At 46.3% G+C, this 22,238-nt stretch carries 19 protein-coding genes and 2 pseudogenes; all 21 read left to right on the plus strand.

Annotated elements, in window-relative coordinates; translation table 11 throughout:
• The first annotated feature begins 223 nt into the window (after positions 1-223).
• The 21 genes and pseudogenes from M4S28_RS05315 to flhF all read left to right on the plus strand — a co-directional run bounded on the left by M4S28_RS05315 (position 224) and on the right by flhF (position 22,229).
• Positions 224-1,690 carry a sigma-54 dependent transcriptional regulator gene (locus M4S28_RS05315; protein WP_004736195.1) on the plus strand — a complete coding sequence of 489 codons (1,467 nt, stop codon included), beginning with the start codon at positions 224-226 and terminating at the stop codon, positions 1,688-1,690.
• Between the two features lie 185 nt (positions 1,691-1,875).
• The gene (locus M4S28_RS05320; protein ID WP_017095937.1) at positions 1,876-2,916 is read left to right on the plus strand and encodes a sensor histidine kinase; all 1,041 of its coding nucleotides are present in this window, start codon (positions 1,876-1,878) and stop codon (positions 2,914-2,916) included.
• A 33-nt stretch (positions 2,917-2,949) separates the two neighbouring features.
• Positions 2,950-4,359: a sigma-54-dependent transcriptional regulator gene (locus M4S28_RS05325; RefSeq protein ID WP_017084514.1), complete on the plus strand. Its 1,410-nt coding sequence runs from the start codon at positions 2,950-2,952 to the stop codon at positions 4,357-4,359.
• 132 nt (positions 4,360-4,491) lie between these two features.
• Positions 4,492-4,803, plus strand: a complete 312-nt coding sequence (gene fliE / locus M4S28_RS05330) for a flagellar hook-basal body complex protein FliE (protein WP_004736198.1) — start codon at positions 4,492-4,494, stop codon at positions 4,801-4,803.
• Between the two features lie 16 nt (positions 4,804-4,819).
• Positions 4,820-6,562, plus strand: a complete 1,743-nt coding sequence (gene fliF, locus M4S28_RS05335; RefSeq protein WP_017076821.1) for a flagellar basal-body MS-ring/collar protein FliF — start codon at positions 4,820-4,822, stop codon at positions 6,560-6,562.
• Entirely contained in the window at positions 6,555-7,616 is a 1,062-nt protein-coding gene (gene fliG / locus M4S28_RS05340; protein WP_017076820.1) for a flagellar motor switch protein FliG, read from the plus strand. Before fliF ends, fliG begins: the two co-directional genes overlap by 8 nt.
• Positions 7,617-7,741: 125 nt before the next feature.
• Positions 7,742-8,542 carry a flagellar assembly protein FliH gene (fliH, locus tag M4S28_RS05345; RefSeq protein ID WP_017090977.1) on the plus strand — a complete coding sequence of 267 codons (801 nt, stop codon included), beginning with the start codon at positions 7,742-7,744 and terminating at the stop codon, positions 8,540-8,542.
• On the plus strand, positions 8,542-9,861 hold the full coding sequence (gene fliI / locus M4S28_RS05350) for a flagellar protein export ATPase FliI (protein WP_010439337.1): 1,320 nt from the start codon (positions 8,542-8,544) through the stop codon (positions 9,859-9,861). The genes fliH and fliI overlap by 1 nt, the downstream gene beginning before the upstream one ends.
• A gap of 19 nt (positions 9,862-9,880) precedes the next feature.
• A complete protein-coding gene (gene fliJ, locus M4S28_RS05355) occupies positions 9,881-10,318 on the plus strand; it encodes a flagellar export protein FliJ (RefSeq protein WP_017076818.1) in 438 nt (145 codons plus the stop codon).
• 182 nt (positions 10,319-10,500) lie between these two features.
• Positions 10,501-10,915, plus strand: a pseudogene (locus M4S28_RS26595) (flagellar hook-length control protein FliK); the annotation flags it as partial.
• Positions 10,916-10,989: 74 nt separating this feature from the next.
• Positions 10,990-12,630 (plus strand): annotated as a pseudogene (locus M4S28_RS05360) (flagellar hook-length control protein FliK); the annotation flags it as partial.
• A gap of 73 nt (positions 12,631-12,703) precedes the next feature.
• Positions 12,704-13,192, plus strand: a complete 489-nt coding sequence (gene fliL, locus M4S28_RS05365; protein ID WP_004736206.1) for a flagellar basal body-associated protein FliL — start codon at positions 12,704-12,706, stop codon at positions 13,190-13,192.
• 7 nt (positions 13,193-13,199) lie between these two features.
• Positions 13,200-14,243 (plus strand): flagellar motor switch protein FliM, encoded by a 1,044-nt coding sequence (gene fliM, locus M4S28_RS05370; protein WP_004736207.1) that lies wholly within the window; start codon positions 13,200-13,202, stop codon positions 14,241-14,243.
• Between the two features lie 29 nt (positions 14,244-14,272).
• Positions 14,273-14,683, plus strand: coding sequence for a flagellar motor switch protein FliN (gene fliN / locus M4S28_RS05375; protein ID WP_004736208.1), 411 nt, complete (start codon positions 14,273-14,275; stop codon positions 14,681-14,683).
• Complete coding sequence (gene fliO, locus M4S28_RS05380) at positions 14,683-15,162, plus strand: flagellar biosynthetic protein FliO (RefSeq protein ID WP_249632429.1); 480 nt, start codon at positions 14,683-14,685, stop codon at positions 15,160-15,162. The genes fliN and fliO overlap by 1 nt, the downstream gene beginning before the upstream one ends.
• Complete coding sequence (gene fliP / locus M4S28_RS05385; protein WP_004736210.1) at positions 15,149-16,078, plus strand: flagellar type III secretion system pore protein FliP; 930 nt, start codon at positions 15,149-15,151, stop codon at positions 16,076-16,078. Before fliO ends, fliP begins: the two co-directional genes overlap by 14 nt.
• Positions 16,079-16,089: 11 nt before the next feature.
• Positions 16,090-16,359: a flagellar biosynthesis protein FliQ gene (fliQ, locus tag M4S28_RS05390; protein ID WP_004736211.1), complete on the plus strand. Its 270-nt coding sequence runs from the start codon at positions 16,090-16,092 to the stop codon at positions 16,357-16,359.
• Positions 16,360-16,365: 6 nt separating this feature from the next.
• Positions 16,366-17,148, plus strand: a complete 783-nt coding sequence (gene fliR / locus M4S28_RS05395) for a flagellar biosynthetic protein FliR (protein WP_004736212.1) — start codon at positions 16,366-16,368, stop codon at positions 17,146-17,148.
• A 9-nt stretch (positions 17,149-17,157) separates the two neighbouring features.
• Positions 17,158-18,288, plus strand: coding sequence for a flagellar biosynthesis protein FlhB (gene flhB, locus M4S28_RS05400; protein ID WP_004736213.1), 1,131 nt, complete (start codon positions 17,158-17,160; stop codon positions 18,286-18,288).
• A gap of 212 nt (positions 18,289-18,500) precedes the next feature.
• Positions 18,501-20,600, plus strand: a complete 2,100-nt coding sequence (flhA, locus tag M4S28_RS05405; RefSeq protein ID WP_004736214.1) for a flagellar biosynthesis protein FlhA — start codon at positions 18,501-18,503, stop codon at positions 20,598-20,600.
• A gap of 27 nt (positions 20,601-20,627) precedes the next feature.
• Complete coding sequence (gene flhF, locus M4S28_RS05410; protein WP_249632430.1) at positions 20,628-22,229, plus strand: flagellar biosynthesis GTPase FlhF; 1,602 nt, start codon at positions 20,628-20,630, stop codon at positions 22,227-22,229.
• Positions 22,230-22,238 lie beyond the last annotated feature (9 nt).

Raw genomic sequence — 22,238 nt, forward strand, 5'->3', positions numbered from 1 at the left:
AACTGCAGTTTTAACCAATCTCATATCCCTTAATTGGTTGGTTGCCTTATTTTTTTAATCAAATAAAATAGAAGCCATTAGATAGCCTAATGGCTTTTTTCGTTGCTGATTTCCTAAATTTGTCCACGTAGACCATAATCATTGATACTTTTCTCTGTTTTATCGATTACGTCGCTCACCGTTTTTCTGCATCGCACCAAAATAAAGGCAATAATTCCTACTTATGCAAGGTTTGGCAAAACTGCTTGTCGTCGACGATAGCGCTCAAGATCGTCACAATTTAAGCACAATATTAGAGTTTGTAGGAGAGAGCTGCGAAGTAATCAGCTCTGAACAAGCACGTAAAGTTGACTGGTCACTACAGTGGGCCGGCTGCATTATTGGTACCATTAAAGGTAAAGGCTTCAACGCATTACTGAATGAAAAGCTTGTTCACGCCAATCACATCCCTTTACTGGTGATTGGTAAAAACAATCACCCGGTTGACGAGCTAACTAACTATGTTGGCGAGCTTGAACTTCCTCTTAACTACCCGCAATTAAGTGATGCATTAAGGCACTGTAAAGATTTCTTAGGCCGCAAGGGCGTTCAAGTGGTGTCTTCGGCACGCAAGAACACACTGTTTCGCAGCCTAGTAGGGCAAAGTGCTGGCATTCAAGAAGTACGTCACTTAATTGAACAAGTCTCTTCTACGGAAGCGAACGTGCTGATTCTTGGTGAATCTGGTACCGGTAAAGAAGTCGTAGCGCGTAATATTCACTATCACTCTAAGCGCCGTTCTGGGCCTTTTGTGCCTGTGAATTGTGGTGCTATTCCACCAGACTTACTCGAAAGTGAGTTGTTTGGTCATGAGAAGGGCGCATTTACTGGTGCGATTACCGCACGAAAAGGTCGCTTTGAATTGGCTGAAGGTGGCACACTGTTTCTTGATGAAATTGGCGATATGCCAATGGCAATGCAAGTTAAGTTGTTGCGTGTACTGCAAGAGCGCTGTTTTGAACGCGTAGGTGGCAACAGCACCATTAAAGCTGACGTTCGTGTGATTGCAGCAACACACCGCAATCTTGAAGACATGATCGACGATGACTCGTTCCGTGAAGACCTTTATTACCGCTTGAATGTATTCCCGATTGAAATGCCGGCGCTTCAAGATCGTAAAGAAGATATTCCACTGTTGCTTCAAGAGCTAATGACTCGAATGGAAGCGGAAGGCAGTATGCCTATCTGCTTCACGGCACGTGCTATCAATTCTTTGATGGAGCACTACTGGCCAGGTAACGTTCGTGAGCTAGCGAACCTCGTTGAGCGAATGGTTATCCTGTATCCGAATAGCTTGGTTGATGTGAATCATCTACCCACTAAATATAGATACAGTGATATCCCTGAGTTCCAGCCTGAATTTAATCGCTTTGTGTCGGAAGAAGAGCAAGAACGTGATGCACTTTCTGATTTGTTCTCAGAAGATTTCAGCTTTGACCAGCAAGATGATCTTGCCGATAACGCGAATGCGCCTCAAGAGTTACCACCAGAAGGTGTTAATTTGAAAGAGCTGTTGGCGGATATGGAAGTGAACATGATTAACCAAGCCTTGGAAGCGCAGGGTGGCATTGTTGCCCGTGCTGCAGACATGCTTGGAATGCGCAGAACCACTCTGGTTGAAAAAATGCGGAAGTACAATCTACAGCGATAGAGCTCAGATTCGTGTTCAGCGATATCAAATTAAGACGGGTGTTGAGTTAAAGCATCGTTTTGGTTGAGAGAATAGAGAGGGCATAGTCGAGTTGTTGCTTGCTTAACTATGTGATAAATATAGCAAATAGCCTGACGCGTGTTTTACGTGTCAGGCTGTTTTAGTATTTGAGGCAAATTTTTGACATGCACGGATCTAACGAATCAGAAAATCAGTCACACCTAGATTCAGTTGAACAGCAGGTTGAGCGCTATAAGCAAGTGCTTGATGTGATGCCAGCAGGTGTCATCTTGTTAGATACTCATGGTGAAGTAAGGGAAGCGAACCCAGAAGCGCATCGAATTTTAGGTGTGGAACTGGTGGGCGAGAAGTGGTTTTCGGTGATTCAAAGTGCCTTTGATCCTAAAGACGATGATGGACATGAGATCTCACTGAAGAATGGGCGTAAGGTTCGTTTGGCTATTTCAGCTTCTACCACGGGTCAACTTATCTTGATTACCGACCTGACAGAAACTCGTCTTCTACAGTCTCGCGTGAGTGATCTTCAGCGCTTGTCGTCGTTAGGCAGAATGGTAGCCTCGTTGGCACACCAGGTTCGTACGCCACTTTCTAGTGCGATGTTATATGCATCAAACCTTGCCGCGCCGAACCTGCCGCCAGCAACAAAAACGCGCTTTCAATCTAAGCTTATGGATAGGCTCCATGACTTAGAGAAGCAAGTGAATGACATGCTGTTGTTTGCTAAAGGAGGCGACAATAAGGTTGTGAAGCCATTTACCGTTGCTGAACTGATCACTGAATTTCACCCAATGGTGGAAGCGGCATTAAAATCGAACCAGATTGATTATTGCCAGGAAGTGGAAGGCGAAGAGACTCAGATGTTTGGCAATGCTAATGCTATAGCTTCTGCTCTGAGCAACCTAGTTTTGAATGCGGCTCAAATTGCGGGTAAAGAATCGCAGATTGATGTTTTTTTTAGGCCTGTAAACGGCGAGCTTAAGATATCAGTGCAAGACAGTGGCCCCGGCGTACCGAAAGAGCTTCAAGGTAAAATTATGGAACCCTTCTTTACCACTCGTTCGCAAGGTACAGGTCTAGGTTTAGCCGTTGTACAAATGGTCTGTCGAGCACATGAAGGCCGACTGGAATTGATATCAGAAGAAGGGGATGGCGCATGCTTTACCATGTGTCTACCGCTGGAAAGAAGCGCTTCTTCTGAAGACTAATAAGTTTTAACTGAATTTACACTGGAGAATCCTATGGCTCAAAGCAAAGTGTTAATCGTCGAAGATGATGAAGGTCTACGCGAAGCCCTTGTCGACACTCTCGCGCTTGCTGGCTATGAATGGCTGGAAGCGGATTGTGCGGAAGATGCTCTGGTAAAATTGAAATCGAACTCCGTTGATATTGTTGTCTCTGATGTGCAGATGGCAGGTATGGGCGGCTTAGCACTGCTAAGAAATATCAAGCAGCATTGGCCAAATCTACCAGTATTGTTGATGACAGCGTATGCCAACATTGAAGACGCCGTTGCCGCAATGAAAGAGGGCGCTATAGACTATATGGCAAAGCCATTTGCGCCTGAAGTGCTGCTTAATATGGTGAGCCGTTATGCTCCGGTAAAATCGGATGATAATGGCGATGCCATCGTTGCCGATGAGAAAAGCATCAAACTAATGATGTTGGCTGATAAGGTGGCTAAAACCGATGCTAACGTCATGGTGTTGGGGCCAAGTGGCTCTGGTAAAGAGGTCATGTCTCGCTATATTCACAACGCTTCGAGCCGTAAAGACGGTCCGTTTGTTGCGATTAACTGTGCCGCGATTCCAGATAACATGTTGGAAGCAACACTGTTTGGCTACGATAAAGGCGCATTTACTGGTGCTATTCAAGCTTGTCCTGGTAAATTTGAGCAGGCTCAAGGCGGTACTATTTTGTTGGATGAGATCAGTGAAATGGATCTTAGCCTACAAGCGAAACTACTGCGCGTGTTGCAAGAGCGCGAAGTTGAACGTCTTGGTAGCCGTAAGAGTATCAAACTGGATGTTCGTGTTTTGGCAACCAGTAACCGCGATCTAAAGCAGTATGTTTCTGAAGGGAATTTCCGTGAAGATTTATACTACCGCCTGAATGTATTTCCAATTACTTGGCCAGCACTGTGTGAACGTAAAGGCGATATTGAGCCGCTTGCGAAGCACTTGGTTGAGCGCCATTGCACCAAACTTGGTATGCCCGTTCCTGTTCTGTCCGAGCAAGCCATCAGTAAGCTCGTCAATTATCCGTGGCCGGGTAATGTGCGTGAACTGGATAATGTCGTGCAGCGCGCTCTAATTCTGAGTGAGCAAGAAAATATTTCAGGTGAGCACATCTTACTTGAAGGTGTCGATTGGCAAGACGCAAGTGGCCTACAGCAAATTGTTGAAGGCAACAGTGTTGCCGCGCCAGATATTAAGCCGATTGCTGAAGCGAACCCTATTGGTAAAGTCTCGGCTGCCAGCGAAGGGCTTGGAAATGAGCTTCGAGATCAAGAGTATGCAATTATTCTTGAGACGCTGATCGCTTGTAATGGCCGACGTAAAGAAATGGCAGAAAAATTGGGCATTAGCCCTCGCACATTGCGTTATAAGTTGGCGAAAATGCGCGATGCTGGAATAGATATCCCAAACTGAGGATAGATTAGTAGTGTCAGCTTTCTGACTAGTGTAATACGATATCTAGTCAATTTAATGTGTGGCACGCTAATTGCTCTGTCAATAATACAGCTAAATAGATAGTCATAATTTTGACTCCTGAGGTAGTAGATGAGAATAGATGGTTTACAAGGCGAAATGCAGGCAATGATGGTTGAAGCTGCTAGCGCGCGTCCTGCTGCAACGGGGCAAGCGGTCGGTGCAGATTTTGGCAACATGCTGACGCAGGCCATTAATAACGTGAACTCATTACAAAAGACCTCAGGTGATCTTCAAGCTCGTTTTGATAGTGGCGACCAAAGCGTGTCTCTATCGGACGTGATGATTGCTCGTAATAAATCTAGTGTGGCTTTTGAGGCGACGATCCAAATTAGAAATAGATTGGTCGAATCGTACAAAGAGCTGATGAATATGCCGGTATAAGTTGGGTAATTAAATAGTGGCAGATAATAGTCAAACAACAGATTTAACCGTAAGCGACAGCAATGACCATGCACTCATTGCAGGTTCGGAGCTTGACGGAGAAGGGCAAAATCCCGATCTAGGTGAACGCAGTTCCTCTAAGTTCGATATGGCCGTCGGTGATCTCGATTTACTTCGTCAGGTCGTCTTAGTCCTATCTATTTCTATCTGTGTAGCGCTGATTGTGATGCTGTTTTTCTGGGTGAAAGAGCCAGAAATGCGTCCATTAGGGGCTTATGAAACAGAAGAGTTGATTCCCGTTCTTGATTACTTGGATCTACAAAAGATCGAATACACTCTTGAAGGTAACACTATCTCGGTACCCGCTAGTGAGTACAACTCATTAAAGCTTAATATGGTACGAGCGGGTTTGAACCAAGAGCGAAACGCCGGTGATGACATCCTCATGCAAGACATGGGTTTTGGTGTATCACAACGTTTAGAGCAAGAGCGCCTTAAGTTAAGTCGTGAAAGGCAGCTTGCGAAAGCCATTGAGCAGATGAAACAGGTACGTAAAGCTCAGGTTTTATTAGCCTTGCCAAAGCAGAGTGTCTTTGTTCGTCACAATCAAGAAGCCTCAGCTTCCGTATTTCTGACTCTGAAAACTGGCAGTAACCTCAAGCAGCAAGAAGTTGATTCTGTTGTCGACATGGTGGCAAGTGCCGTTCCGGGAATGAAAACCTCACGTATCACGGTGACCGATCAGCATGGCCGACTGTTGAACTCAGGTTCTCAAGACCCGATGTCAGCTGCGCGTCGTAAAGAACATGAGTTAGAGCGCAATCAAGAGCAAGCGCTGCGTGAAAAAATTGACTCTATCCTAATTCCTATTCTTGGGTTTGGTAACTATACCGCTCAGGTTGATATTCAGCTTGATTTTAGTGCTGTGGAACAAACGAGAAAACGTTTTGATCCGAATACGCCAGCGACTCGAAGTGAATACACGTTAGAAGATTACAACAACGGTAACACTGTGGCTGGTATTCCTGGTGCTTTGAGTAACCAGCCTCCTGCAGATGCTTCAATTCCTCAAGATGTCGCTCAGATGAAAGACGGTGCGATGACGGGGCAAGGCTCGGTTCACAAAGAAGCGACCCGAAACTTTGAGCTAGACACAACCATCAGCCATGAACGTAAACAGAGCGGCACGGTTAACCGTCAGACGGTATCGGTAGCGATCAAAGACCGTCAATCACTGAACCCTGATACGGGCGAAGTTGTTCATACGCCAATCCCTGCCAGTGAAATTAATGCGATTCGTCAGGTACTGATTGGTACTGTCGGCTTTGATGAAAATCGTGGCGATTTACTCAATGTGTTAAGCATGCAGTTCGCACCACAAGTGACGGATGTTGTCGCTGATGTACCAATTTGGGAACATCCAAACTTCAATGATTGGGTACGTTGGTTTGCGAGCGCGTTGGTTATTATCGTCGTGGTATTGGTACTTGTTCGCCCTGCAATGAAGAAACTGCTTAACCCAGCAGCTGACGATGATGATCAAATGTACGGCCCTGATGGTATGCCAATTGGCGCCGACGGCGAAACCAGCTTAATTGGTGGTGATATTGAAGGTGGTGAGCTGTTTGAATTTGGTTCAAGCATCGACTTACCTAACCTTCATAAAGACGAAGATGTGCTGAAAGCAGTACGTGCTCTTGTAGCGAATGAACCAGAGCTAGCAGCTCAAGTAGTTAAGAATTGGATGGTAGATGGCTAACGAAATAGTTCCACAACAAACGGAAGGTGGTGAAGTACTTGATGTCTCTGGCGTGGATATCGGTTCTATCTCAGGCGATGAACGCGCTGCGATCTTGTTGCTAAGTTTAAATGAAGAAGACGCTGCTGGTATTATTCGTCACCTAGAGCCAAAGCAGGTTCAGCGTGTGGGTAGTGCAATGGCGCGAGCGACTGATCTATCCCAAGAAAAAGTGGGAGCGGTTCACCGTGCTTTCTTAGATGATATTCAGAAGTACACCAACATTGGTATGGGCAGTGAAGACTTCATGCGTAATGCGCTGGTCGCTGCCTTGGGTGAAGACAAAGCGAATAACCTTGTTGATCAAATTCTTCTTGGTACTGGCTCGAAAGGTTTGGACTCACTTAAGTGGATGGATCCTCGTCAGGTGGCGAGTATCATCATCAACGAGCACCCTCAGATTCAAACCATTGTGTTGTCGTACCTCGATTCTGATCAGTCGGCTGAGATTCTGTCTCAATTCCCAGAAAGAGTTCGTCTGGATCTGATGATGCGTATCGCTAACCTTGAAGAAGTTCAACCTTCGGCTCTTGCTGAATTGAACGAAATCATGGAGAAACAGTTTGCGGGTCAAGCGGGTGCTCAAGCTGCCAAAATTGGTGGCCTGAAAGCCGCGGCTGAGATCATGAACTACATGGACAATAATGTGGAAGGCGTCTTGATGGATCAAATCCGTGATCAAGACGAAGATATGGCAACGCAGATTCAAGATCTTATGTTTGTCTTTGAAAACCTTATTGAAGTTGATGACCAAGGTGTTCAACGACTGCTGCGTGATGTTCCACAAGACGTTCTACAAAAAGCGCTTAAAGGTGCTGATGACGGTCTACGTGAGAAGATCTTCAAGAACATGTCTAAACGTGCTGCCGATATGATGAGAGACGACATTGAGGCGATGCCGCCAGTAAAAGTCTCCGACGTGGAAGCGGCTCAAAAAGAGATATTGGGTATTGCGAGGAAGATGGCAGACAGTGGCGAGATTATGCTGTCTGGTGGCGCCGACGAGTTCCTTTAATACAGAAACCTCAAGAGCCCCACACTGTTGGGGCTTTTCTTTATCCAATCTCGAACCCAAGATTAACTCTGTTCAACGGCTTGAATTTACAATGCAGCTGGACGCATTCATAGATAGGTACTGATATGTCAGGTGATAGAAAACGCGGCTTCCTTCGCCCTGAAGAAGATAATACGGTTGCCCAACCTCAGAAATGGGGGTTGCCTGACTACACCTCTGATGTGAATAAACAAGCCAAAGAAACGGCCTTTAATTACGATCCTAGTTGGATGCCGACGGTTGAAGAAGCCATTGAAGACGAAGAGCTTGTTCTGACTGAAGAGCAAATCGAACTGATTAAGCAAGGTGCTTATCAGGAAGGGCTTCATCAAGGCCAAGAAGCTGGCTTTAAACAGGGTTACGATAAAGGTAAAGAAGAAGGGTTTGCTGCAGGCCACGAAGAAGGCAACCAAGCCGGCAAGCTTGAAGGCGTGACTGCTGGTCAAGAGTACATTCAGCAGCAAGTTGCCATCTTTATGGGGCTAGCCAACCAGTTTGCTCAACCGTTAGAGCTGATGAACGCTCAGGTAGAGAAGCAATTGGTGGACATGGTACTGACCATGGTCAAAGAAGTGGTTCATGTTGAAGTGCAAACCAACCCACAAATCATATTAGATACCGTCAAAGAGTCGGTCGAGTCGTTGCCGATCTCAGGTCATGCGATCACATTGAAGCTTAATCCCGAAGACGTCGCGATTATTCGTTCTGCGTATGGCGAAACTGAATTGGATTGCCGCAATTGGACGTTAGTTGCAGAGCCGGCACTCAACCGTGGTGACGTACAAATCGAAGCGGGTGAGTCGAGCGTTAACTACCGCATGGAAGACCGTGTGAAAAACGTCATTCAAAACTTCTGTGGCGCAAACCGTCATCAGGGTCATGAGTAATGCTTGAATTAGCAAATCGTCTTAGCCAATACAAAGTCGAAGGGCTAAAATCGCGACCAATTGCCTCTGGTAAGTTAGTACGCGTTGTTGGCTTAACGCTTGAAGCGACCGGTTGTAAAGCACCCATCGGCAGCCTGTGTTTAGTAGAAACCATGTCTGGTCAGATGGAGGCCGAAGTCGTCGGCTTCTCTGGCGATAACTTATTTTTGATGCCGAGTGAACAAATCACTGGGATATTACCTGGCGCTCGTGTGACCCCCGTGACCACTGAAAGCGGTATCCCTGTTGGAATGGAATTGCTTGGCCGAGTGATCGACGGGGTGGGTAATCCACTTGATGGGCTAGGTCCAATCTATACCGAACAACGCGCTTCATTTAACGCTGAGCCAATCAACCCTTTAGCTCGAAAACCTATCTCTGAACCGCTCGATGTTGGCTTGAAGGCCATAAACGGTTTGCTGACGGTAGGCAAAGGTCAGCGTATTGGTCTATTTGCTGGTTCCGGTGTTGGTAAGTCGGTCACGCTCGGGATGATGACTCGAGGCACAACCGCACAAGTGGTGGTGGTAGGTCTAATCGGTGAGCGTGGACGAGAAGTTAAAGAATTTATTGAAGAGATTCTTGGCGAAGATGGACGCAAACGATCTGTGGTGGTCGCTGCTCCTGCGGATTCATCGCCACTGATGCGATTGAAAGGTTGTCAAACTGCACTGGCTGTAGCTGAGTACTTCCGCGACCAAGGTTTAGATGTTCTTTTATTAATGGATTCATTGACCCGTTTTGCTCAGGCTCAGCGTGAAATTGCTTTGTCTGTGGGTGAGCCGCCAGCAACCAAAGGTTATCCGCCATCAGTCTTCGCCAAGCTTCCTGCGCTGGTGGAACGTGCGGGTAACGGCAACGATGAACAAGGTTCTATCACGGCTTTCTTTACCGTTTTAACTGAAGGTGATGACTTACAAGACCCGATTGCCGATGCGTCACGAGCGATTCTTGATGGTCACATTGTTTTATCGCGTGAGATGGCCGATGCCGGACATTATCCTGCGATTGATGTTGAGAAATCCGTCAGTCGTGTTATGCCGCAAATCACCACCGAAGAACATGTATTGATGTCGAAAGCGGTGCGCCAAGTACTGTCTATCTGTCGTAAAAACCAAGATTTGGTATCGATTGGCGCTTACAAACCGGGGACTGATCCTGCCATTGATAGTGCCTTCACCTTGAAACCGAGGTTGGATGAGTACTTACAGCAAAAAATGAAAGAAACGGTTCCCTATGACATGTGTGTCAACATGTTGAAACATGTATTGGGTGGCTAACGAATGAATAAGGTTAGTCATGGATAACGCATTAGAATTTTTGCTCGACCAAGCCAAGGATCAAGAGAACCAAGCCGTACTCGCGCTCAACAAAGCGAATTCAGAGCTTCAAGGTTACTATGAGCAGGTCGCTCAGATTGAAAAGTACCGACTTGATTACTGTCAGCAACTTATTGATCGCGGAAAAGCTGGACTCACAGCGAGTCAGTATGGTCACTTGAACCGTTTCTTAACTCAACTAGATGAAACATTATCTAAACAGAGAGAAGCGGAGCATCATTTTAAAAACCAAGTCGACAACTGCCAAAACTACTGGATGGAGCTACGTAAAAAGCGTAAATCCTACGAGTGGTTGATGGAGAAAAAACAGAAAGAGAAGGCAAAGCTGCAAGATCAACGAGAACAAAAGCAAATGGATGAGTTCTCGACGCTGATGTATGGCCGAAAGAAGATGTGATCCTAAGCCCTGAATGACGAAGGTGTTGCCGTTCAGATTGTGAGAACAGAACTAATAGGCATGTTTCTTGCTCCGTTTTATATAAAATTGCGCGTTATGCCCAGCAAAGGCATGAAAAGCACCCGACTTTCTTTTTGTTGTCCGATTTATGGCAGCAAAGCTAGTAGATAGAGCTTGTATATATGAATGTTAGCCTTTCCTCAAATTCAGCGACCAACAAAACGTCATCGTTGTTGGACACCGGTTCTGCCTCTTCAAAGGTAGAAGAGACCGGCGACTCTAAAGGTTTCTTAGAGTCTTTTAAAGAAGCGCTAGGCTTTGAAGAAAGTGACAGCAAAGCGGCAGTAAAAGACACTGATGACGCCTCAAAATCAGACGGAAAACAGCTCTCTTCGGAAGACGAAGTATCGGCTGAAAAGACTAAAGGTGATTCAACTGAGTCTAAGATCGCTGATGAGGCTAGCGAAGCTCAAACCAAGCAGGCTAAAGCAACGACGGATGCTGAAAATACGGCTACTAGTAACGCAGCTACTGAACATACGTCTGAACTAAATTCACAGTCGAGCGATAAAGCCTCGTCGAAACCGTCTGATGACGATGCCTTGGCTGCGGCTCAGCCCAAAGCTGACCAGTCCCAGAAAGCTCTGGTTAATAGTGATTCTGATACACAATCCGCAGAGCTGAATGCTCAGGGGGCATCTCAAGCTAGTGCTGCGATGAGTGAAGGCAATAAATTGCTTGGTCAGTTGGACGAGGCAAACAAAACACTGAATCAGCCTGACAACGGCAAAGGCTTGCCTCAGCAAGTGAAGGCTGATGAAGCTCAAGGCAAGATTGTAGGTGCCACTGCTGTGGGCGTTCTTGCGACCGACACCGTGGGTAAACCGGCACAACAAACCAATGTAACAAATCAAGAAAACGGTCTTGAGATCGATTCTGAAATTGCCGTGCTTACCGGAGGTAAGGGTGTATCACAGTTGACTGATGATGAAATTCGACAGTTGATGGATAAAGGCGTCACCCCAGAACAAATTGAAGCGAGTATGAGCCGAGAGTTGCGCCAAAAGAACGCGGCCAGTTCGGTTGCTGTCGATCAGAGTCAAGCACTCTCAGCAGCGGATATGGAACTTGCAAAACAGGTTGATGCCCATACTAAAGCGTTAAACCAATTGAATGGACAGATCGAATCAGAACAGTCTGTTGTCGATGGTCTGGTTCAAAAGCAACAAAGTGGCGCTAAGTTGACCGTCGATGAGCAAGCTGCGCTGGCTCAAGCAACCTCTAACTTAGAAGTATTAAATCAACAGCTAACCAATGTTCAACAGCAAGCAACGGCTTTACTAAGCCAAGCTCCGAACGTGAACAGCACACCCGGTGAACCCGCCGCTATTGATTGGGACAACACTGATTCAAATGAAGCCAAAGCCTTAGCCGCGGTGGCATCAACAACGGCAGTAGCGACGGCTGCACAACAAGTATCAGCGCAGACCGCTTCTCAATCAGTAAATAATGCTCTTACGGATAAGGCGGCAATGCTGCACGCCAATAATGCGCATGCGGCCCAACAGGCAGCGGCTCAGCAATTACAACAAGGGAATGCAGCTCCAATGCAGCAGCAAGCGGCTTTAGATCCTAGCTTAACGGCACAAAGCCTAGCGATGAATGCAACGCCAGCAGCCACAAAAGCAGGCTCGACTGACGCGCTTCTTAAAGCGGGCGCTGGTGCCGCTGCATTGTCTGGTTTGGGTAAAGCGGGTGCTAAAGAAGATTCTAAAGATTCGACCTTGGCCCAGCAGCTCGCTTCTGCGGCTGGCGCACAAGGTACAGCAACGGTTGGTTCAGCACCTACGCGAGCTGAAATTCAAGCTGCTCAACAAGCGCCTTTACAGCTCACCAAAGAGCTAGCCAATGAGCAGGTCGCGGAAAAAGTCCAAATGATGATGTCTAAGAACCTCAAGAACTTGGACATTCGTCTCGACCCACCAGAATTGGGTCAGATGAAAATCCGCATGACCATGAATAATGATGTGGCGAACGTGCACTTTACGGTTAGTAATCAACAGGCAAGAGAGGTGATTGAACAAACCTTACCTCGCTTGAGGGAGATGCTTGCTCAACAAGGGCTACAGTTAGCCGATTCGTCAGTTCAACAACAGAACTCCGGTCAGGGGCAAGATAGATACAACAATGGTGAGCAACAATCCGGCGCTAACCGCACAAATGATGGCCAAGGTGATGAAAACCTTGATAGTGGCAGCAATCTTGAATTGAATGTCGCATCAAAGCGTGATGGAATTAGTTATTATGCCTAATATCAGGCTAAGAATGCTTGGTTGATAGAAAGAACCGTCAGTTAATCGAAAGAACAGGAAGTTAGAGTAAAGTATGGCAGAAGAACAAGATGCACCTAAAGGGAAGAGCAAGCTCCTTATCATCATTATAGCGGTAGTCGTTTTGCTGCTTGGCATAGGTGGTGCGCTGTTCTTTTTCTTAGGCTCCGATGATAGTGCCTCTGAATCTCAGTCTCAGCCAGCCACCGCAGTGGTCGCAGCAGAGCCTGTCATGTATGTTAATATTCCTCAGCCTTTCTTGTTTAATGTGACGGGGGATAAAAAAGATCGCCTAGTTCAGATAAAAGCACAGCTGATGGTACGTGGCAGTAAGAATGAAGACCTCGCACGTTACCACTCTCCACTCGTAGAAAGTACGCTACTGGCCACGTTCGCTTCGGCAACGGTCGATCAATTACGCTCACCCACTGGGCGAATTGAACTGCGTGACAAGGCAACTGAAGATATTAAAGCAAGTCTGGCTCAAGCTGTTGGCCAGCCTGTGATTGAAAAAGTGTTATTCACTGACTTCGTAATTCAATAGGTAATTTGTGACCGATTTATTAAGCCAAGACGAAATTGATGCGCTATTACATGGCGTTGATGATGTTGAAGAAGTTGAAGATGTCTTAGAAACCGAGAATGACAGTGCGGTCAATTTCGACTTCTCATCTCAAGATCGAATCGTCCGTGGTCGAATGCCGACCCTTGAACTTATTAACGAGCGCTTCGCACGTCATATGCGGATCAGTTTGTTCAATATGTTACGTAAAACGGCTGAAGTGTCGATCAATGGCGTACAAATGATGAAGTTTGGTGAGTACCAAAACACATTGTATGTACCCACCAGTTTAAACATGGTTCGTTTCCGCCCGTTGAAAGGCACGGCGCTGATCACTATGGAAGCACGCCTTGTATTTATTCTTGTAGAAAACTTTTTCGGTGGTGACGGCCGTTTCCACGCCAAGATTGAAGGCCGTGAATTCACGCCAACAGAAAGACGAATTATTCAGTTACTACTGAAAATTGTTTTTGAAGATTACAAAGAAGCTTGGTCTCCAGTGATGGGAGTTGAGTTTGAATACTTGGATTCTGAAGTGAACCCAAGCATGGCGAACATTGTGAGCCCAACCGAAGTGATTGTTGTGAGCTCATTCCACATTGAAGTGGATGGCGGTGGTGGTGATTTCCACGTCGTGATGCCTTATTCCATGGTTGAGCCGATTCGTGAATTGCTTGATGCCGGTGTTCAATCAGACAAAATGGAAACTGACGTTCGTTGGAGCACCGCGCTGCGTGATGAAATCATGGATGTGCCAGTCAATTTTCGCGTGAACTTGTTAGAGCAAGATATTTCCCTGCGTGATTTGATGGAATTGCGCCCAGGGGATGTCATTCCCATGAATATGCCTGAACACGCGACGATGTTTGTCGAAGAACTGCCGACTTATCGTGTGAAAATGGGGCGTTCTGGTGAGAAGCTCGCGGTACAGATTTCGGAAAAAATTCAAAGACCGCATGTGGTCAAAACTGATCTCGCTTTTCTAGGCAAAGACCTAATGTCTGAGCTCGAAAACAGCGATGATGACGAATAGCAAAATAGATAAAAGTATAGGAATTGGTAATGGAACCTAGTGAAGATCAAAAGCTAGCAGACGAATGGGCTGCAGCACTTGGTGAAGACCCTTTAGCACCGTCAATTGATGTTGATGATGTGCTTGCGGCACCACTTGATGAGCTAACCGATTCATCATCTCCGATTTCTGAAGATGAGCGTCGTAAACTGGATACCATCATGGATATCCCAGTGACTATCTCGATGGAAGTTGGCCGTTCTCAGATCAGTATCCGTAACTTACTTCAATTGAACCAAGGTTCGGTTGTAGAGCTCGATAGAATTGCTGGTGAGTCACTAGACGTGATGGTTAACGGTACTCTGATTGCTCACGGAGAAGTGGTTGTGGTGAACGACAAATTTGGTATTCGTTTGACTGATGTAATTAGCCAAACAGAACGAATTAAGAAGCTACGTTAATGCGCTTTTCGCCAAAAAGATTGGTGGGCTCGTCTCGCGGGAAAGCTGGTTTGTTTAGTGGAATGACCGGCTTGTTTCGTGGAATCACAAGCGTGTCCCGTGGAATATTGGGAATAGGGCTGTTGTCTATGCCTTCTATTGCCTTTGCCGCGCCACCTTCTCTTGATTTAGCGACCACTTTTGGGTCGCTAATTTTCGTTATCGCCTTCATCTTATTTATTGCTTGGTTACTCAAGCGAATGCAAGTGCCTGCGATGTCGAATCAACAAGGTTTGGCTATTGTTAGGCAAATTCCTGTTGGTACTAAAGAACGCATTGCGATTGTGCAAGCAGGTGATGAACAGTTCTTAGTCGGCATTACCACACAGTCGATTCAGCTGATCTCTAAGCTCGATAAACCTCTTACTCAGGAGATGCTGGAAAAAAGTACATTTTCAAGTCAGCTTTCCCAGCTAATTAAAAAAGATGCAAACAAGTAACGGACTTTTCACCTCATCTTACCTTTGCCAAATCGGATCTTTTCGAGCGGTAAAAGCGTTGTTGGTTCAGCTCATCCTCCTCTGTTCTTTAGTGTTCAGTGTGTCGGTATTTGCACAGGCTGAAGATGGCACCGTCATTCCAGCGAATACAGCAGGCTCAGAGTCGGTTACCATCAGCACGATGGAACAAGACCAAGCTAAATCGCAAACCATGACCACTGGTAGTTTAACGGGTAATGGTGGTGGCATTCCTGCCTTTACCATGACCACCAACGCCAATGGCGGTGAAGACTACTCGATCAATTTACAGATATTGGCCCTAATGACCATGCTTGGCTTCTTGCCGGCAATGGTAATTTTGATGACGTCGTTCACCCGTATTGTGGTGGTGATGTCGATTTTGCGTCAGGCGATGGGTCTCCAACAAACACCGTCTAACCAAGTGATTATTGGTATCGCGATATTTTTGACCTTTTTCATCATGTCACCAGTGATCAATCAAGTGAATGAGCAAGCGGTTCAGCCTTATCTCAATGAACAAATATCGGCACGACAGGCGTTCGACGTTGCCCAAGGCCCGATCAAGTCTTTCATGCTCAAACAAACCCGAATCAAAGATCTAGAAACCTTTGTTGAGATCTCGGGTGCGGAAGTGACTAACCCTGAAGATGTTTCCATGGCGGTTCTGATTCCAGCGTTTATCACATCGGAGTTGAAAACGGCTTTCCAAATTGGCTTCATGCTGTTCTTACCTTTCTTAATCATCGACTTGGTGGTCGCCTCGGTATTGATGGCTATGGGTATGATGATGTTGTCACCGATGATTGTATCGTTACCATTTAAGTTGATGCTGTTCGTTCTTGTTGATGGTTGGAACTTGATACTCTCCACTCTCGCCGGCAGTTTTGCCTTGTAGCTGGGGGAATAATGAATCCTGAAATATTCGTAGAGTTGTTCCGAGATGCACTTTGGATGGTACTGATAATGGTATGTGCCATTATTATTCCTAGCCTATTGATTGGTTTAGTCGTAGCGGTTTTCCAAGCTGCGACGTCTATCAACGAACAAACATTGAGTTTCCTACCGCGTTTGATCGTGACGTTATTGGCGTTGATGATGTTTGCTCACTGGATGACTCAGATGATGATGGAGTTTTTTTTCGAACTCATCGAACGCTTGCCGCAAGTTCTGTATTAAACCAATATGGAATACCCAACGAGCCTTGTACTAGAGTGGTTAGCCAATTATTTTTGGCCATACACTCGCATCTCAGCCATGCTGATGGTGATGACGGTAACAGGGGCACGCTTTGTGTCGCCGCGTATCCGTCTGTATTTAGGTTTGGCGATCACCTTTGCTGTGATGCCCGCAATCCCAGCTGTTCCTAAAGAGATTGAGCTGCTGTCCTTCCAAGGATTCTTGACGGTATTTGAACAAATCGTGATTGGTGTCGCCATGGGGTTTGTTACTCAGTTTTTGATTCAAACTTTTGTCATGCTCGGTCAGATTTTAGGTATGCAATCGAGTTTGGGTTTTGCCTCTATGGTCGATCCTGCGAACGGTCAAAATACGCCAGTACTTGGCCAACTGTTCATGCTGTTGGCGACCATGTTTTTCCTGGCGACCGATGGTCACTTGAAAATGTTGCAACTGGTGGTGTTCAGTTTTAAAACCTTGCCGATTGGCAGTGGGTCTTTAACCGCCGTCGATTTCAGAGAGCTGGCATTGTGGCTTGGAATCATGTTCAAAACAGCATTAGCGATGTCGTTATCGGGTATTATTGCGCTGCTGACGATTAACCTTTCATTTGGTGTAATGACACGTGCGGCACCTCAGCTAAACATATTTTCTTTGGGTTTTGCATTTGCGCTACTCGTGGGTCTGTTACTTTGTTGGTACATCCTTGGCGGATTGTTTAGCCACTATGAGCTATTTTGGATACAAGGCGAGCAACAGATATGTCGTCTAATCCGGTTAGATTGCTAGGAGACTGAAATGGCAGAGTCAGACGGTCAAGAACGCACAGAAGACGCCACGCCCAAACGCTTGCAACAGGCCAAAGAGAAAGGGCAGGTTGCAAGGTCAAAAGAGCTGGCGTCAGCATCGGTATTGATAGTCGGTGCGATTTCTTTAATGTGGTTTGGCGAATCGATGGCGAAGGCTTTGTTCGAGGCCATGCAACGCCTGTTTTCACTCAGTCGTGACGAGATTTTTGATACTAATAAGCTACTGGAAATAGCGGGTGGCGCATTAGTAAACCTGTTGTTCCCACTGTTCTTAATTCTGATCACTTTGTTTGTTGCTGCTGTGATTGGCGCTGCGGGTGTTGGTGGGGTCAATTTTTCAATGCAAGCCGCTATGCCAAAGGCATCTAAACTCAATCCTTTGAGTGGTATCAAGCGTATGTTTGGCTTACAAAGCTGGGTTGAACTGCTGAAATCTATCTTGAAAGTGGCTTTGGTATCGGGCATGGCCATTTATCTGATTCAAGCTTCTCAACATGACTTGATGCAGTTGAGTATGGATGTGTACCCCCAGAATATATTCCATGCCTTAGATATTTTGCTCAACTTTATCCTATTGATCAGTTGTTCTCTACTCATCGTGGTCGCCATTGATATCCCATTCCAGATTTGGCAACACGCCGATCAGCTGAAGATGACCAAGCAAGAAGTCAAAGACGAATTCAAAGACACTGAGGGTAAGCCCGAAGTGAAAGGTCGTATTCGTATGCTGCAACGAGAAGCCGCTCAACGTCGAATGATGGCTGACGTTCCTCAAGCGGATGTGATTGTGACCAACCCTGAACACTTTTCAGTGGCGCTTCGCTATAAGCAGAATCAAGATAAGGCACCAATTGTGGTTGCTAAAGGTGTCGATCACATGGCGATGAAGATCCGTGAAATCGCACGAGAAAATGACATCTATATTATTCCAGCACCGCCATTGGCTAGGGCGCTTTATCACACCACAGAGCTAGAACAACAAATTCCTGACGGTCTGTTTGCGGCAGTTGCACAAGTGCTTGCATATGTTTTCCAGCTTAAGCAATACCGAAAAAAAGGTGGAGAGAGGCCAAAACTGCAAGATTCTAATATGCCGATCCCACCTGATTTACGACATTAGATCAATTGCTTGAGCTCAGCTTGATGAACCCTGATAATAGCAACTTAGCTACCCCTCTTGTTTCCGAGGTGATGGCGATAATTTGACGTGAGATGTTGGTACAGTGTTTGCTATATCAATTCCGAACATATTAGCCCATAGCAACATAGCTTAGACCTAGGCCTCAATCTGCTTAGTGAGATAGCTACAACATAGCGAAACTGCCTAGATTTATGAAATTCACCCTGCCTTTTGCGGACAAGCTACCTAAAATTCCTAACCGTGCCATGCCTGCGATTGGCGCGCCTGTTATGGTGCTTGCAACGCTTGCTATGGTGGTGTTGCCCATTCCAGCTTTCTTGTTGGATATGTTCTTCACCTTCAACATTGCACTGTCTATGGTTGTGCTATTGGTTTCGGTTTATACCCGTCGGCCTTTAGACTTCGCTGCATTCCCGACCGTACTCCTGATTGCGACTCTGCTCCGCTTGGCCTTGAACGTTGCTTCGACACGTGTGGTATTGCTCCATGGCCATGAGGGTGGTGATGCTGCCGGTAACGTTATTGAAGCCTTTGGTAACGTGGTTATCGGTGGTAACTATGCGGTTGGTTTGGTGGTGTTCTTGATCCTGATGATCATCAACTTCATGGTTGTCACCAAAGGTGCGGGTCGTATCTCGGAAGTAAGTGCACGTTTTACCCTTGATGCTTTACCGGGTAAGCAGATGGCAATCGATGCCGACTTAAATGCAGGTTTGATCGACCAAGATCAGGCTCGTACTCGACGTTTTGAAGTGACCAAAGAAGCCGATTTCTACGGTTCAATGGACGGTGCATCTAAGTTTGTTAAAGGTGATGCGATCGCCGGTATCTTGATCTTGTTCATCAACATTATTGGTGGCTTGAGTATTGGTATGGTTCAGTTTGACCTTGGTTTTGGTGAAGCAATCGAAATCTATACACTACTGACTATCGGTGATGGTCTGGTTGCTCAAATTCCATCGTTATTACTTTCTATCGCTGCTGCGATGATGGTAACGCGTCAAAATACTGATGAAGATATGGGGCAACAGCTCTTCTTCCAACTGTTCGACAATCCTAAATCCTTGATGATCACCGCCGCTATCCTTGGCATCATGGGTATTGTGCCGGGTATGCCTCATTTCTCGTTCTTGAGCCTTGCTGTCGTTGCAGGTGCCGGTGCCTATTACATTGATAAAAAGAACAAGAAAAAAGCTGAACAACCCAACCTTCCAGCTACGGTTGAAGCGAGTGGGGAGACGGGTTCTCAGAAAGAACTTTCGTGGGATGATGTTCAGCCTGTTGATATTATTGGCTTAGAAGTTGGCTACCGCTTGATTCCTCTAGTTGACAGAGACCAAGGTGGCGAATTGCTTGAACGCGTTAAAGGGGTGCGTAAGAAGCTGTCTCAAGATTTTGGTTTCTTGATCCCAGCAGTACACATCCGCGATAACCTAGAATTGACGCCAAACAGTTACCGACTCACCTTAATGGGGGTTGCGGTTGGTGAGGCTGAGATTAAGCCGGATATGGAATTAGCCATTAACCCAGGCCAAGTGTATGGAATGATCGATGGTGAGCCGACGATTGACCCTGCCTTTGGTCTAGAAGCTGTGTGGATTCGTGAAGAGCAGCGTGAACATGCGCAAGCCTTAGGTTACACGGTTGTTGATTCATCAACCGTGTTGGCCACTCACCTCAGTCAACAGCTAACGAATAACGCATCACAACTGATTGGTCACGAAGAAGTACAAAACTTACTTGAGATGCTTAGCCGTTCAACGCCTAAGCTGGTGGAAGGCTTTGTACCGGACCAATTACAGCTTGGCGTCGTTGTGAAAGTGCTACAGAACCTATTGAATGAAGCCATTCCAATTCGTGATATTCGAACAATAGTCCAAACTTTGTCGGAGTACTCAAGTAAGAGTCAAGAACCTGACATACTTACGGCAGCTGTTCGTATCTCTTTGAAACGACTAATTGTTCAAGAAATCAATGGTATAGAGCCAGAACTACCCGTGATAACCTTGATCCCAGAGCTGGAACAAATCTTGCATCAAACCATGCAGGCATCCGGCGGAGAATCTGCTGGTATTGAACCTGGTTTAGCCGAACGTTTACAGACCTCACTCAGCCATGCCACACAAGAGCAAGAGCTGAAAGGTGAGCCAGCAGTGCTACTGACCTCTGGTGTATTGCGTTCAACTCTGGCTAAGTTCGTGAAGAACACGATCCCAAGCTTGAGAGTGTTATCTTACCAAGAGATACCGGACGAAAAGCAGATACGTATAGTACAAGCTGTTGGTAATTAAGCCGCCTAATTAGAACGGACGATCGAATTGAAAATTAAACGATTTTTTGCAAAAGATATGCGAACCGCACTGCTCCAAGTTAAAGAAGAACTTGGCTCAGAAGCGGTGATCATGTCTAACAAAAAGGTCGCAGGTGGCGTGGAAATTGTTGCCGCTATTGATGGCGAGTCTAGCCCGTCGACAGCGAGCCAGAGATTAAATAAACCTCAGCAGCCTGCGCAAAGCCAATATACGCAAATGGCCGCGCCCGCAACACCGGCAGGGCGTCGTCAATTAGACGATGACAAGGTTAGCCTACAGACGAATGCTGAAGGTGGACGCTCAATGACCAAACGCTTTGCGAATATGCTAAAGCAATACAGTCATGGCGCCGATGATGAGCCACAACACCGTGCAGAAAACGAAGACTCGTTGTCAGCATTGCTAAATCGCCAATCCAGCACGGGTCATAAGCCGCATAGTAATCATCAGCCACATAGTAATCGTCAGTCTCTCGGCAACCAGCCGTCTCTTGGCAATCAACAATCTTCTGGCAACCAACAGTCTTCCGGTAACCATCAATCTCACGGGAGCCTCGATTCAGCATTTGCTCGTGAAACAGGCTTATCTAAATTGATTGCCGAAGACCGCAGAGTAGAGCGTCCAGCACCTCGTTTGGATCCTACCCGTTATGATCGTGGTCGTGAAAACCCTCAATCGAAAGGTTCAGATGCTGAAATGGAGACGATGCGTGAAGAGATGACCTCAATTCGTCGTCTATTAGAGCATCAAGTATCAGGGCTAATGTGGCAAGAAGTTGAGCGTCGTGAACCGCTCAGAGCAATGCTAATCAAACGCCTTGAGCGTATGGGTGTATCTGCCGAGCTTGCCGATCAAATGGCCTGTTACATTCCTGAAGATACCAAGCCTGCACGTGCATGGAAGGCCTTGTTAGCTCTGGTTGCCGACCAGATCTCTGTCACGCAAAAAGATATTTTAAAACGCGGTGGTATTGTGGCCTTGTTGGGCCCGACTGGCGTAGGTAAAACAACGACTGTTGCTAAGCTAGCAGCACGCGCAGCCATGGAATATGGCGCCGACAACGTCGCACTAGTGACAACGGATACATATCGTATAGGTGCACATGAGCAGTTATCGATTTATGGTCGAATTATGGGTTGTCCTGTAAGAGTTGCTAAAGATTCTAGTGAATTGGCCGATGTAATATATCAGTTACGTAATCGTCGCCTGATTCTGGTCGATACTGCAGGCATGGGACAACGAGATGTTCGCCTATCTGAGCAGTTAGACACATTGATGCAAGAGAGTGGTTCCGTTATCAATAGTTACCTTGTGTTGCCTGCAACCGCACAGCGCAAAGTACTACAAGAAACCATTGAACACTTTAGAAGAATCCCGTTGTCGGGATGTATCCTGACTAAGCTGGATGAATCCCTTAGCTTGGGTGAGTTCATCAGTGTGGTAATACAAAATGCATTACCAGTTGCTTACATAGCAAATGGTCAACGAGTTCCTGAAGATATCGTCATAGCTCAGCCAAAGTATATGATTGCTAAGGCCAATGAGTTATTAGAAAAATCTACAGAGAATGAACCTCATTACTGGAATAGCGATTCTGAAGGGCTCTAGGCGGCGGAT

It is taken from the genome of Vibrio sp. J383 (assembly GCF_023503985.1).
In the GTDB taxonomy this organism is placed as follows: Bacteria; Pseudomonadota; Gammaproteobacteria; order Enterobacterales; family Vibrionaceae; genus Vibrio; species Vibrio splendidus.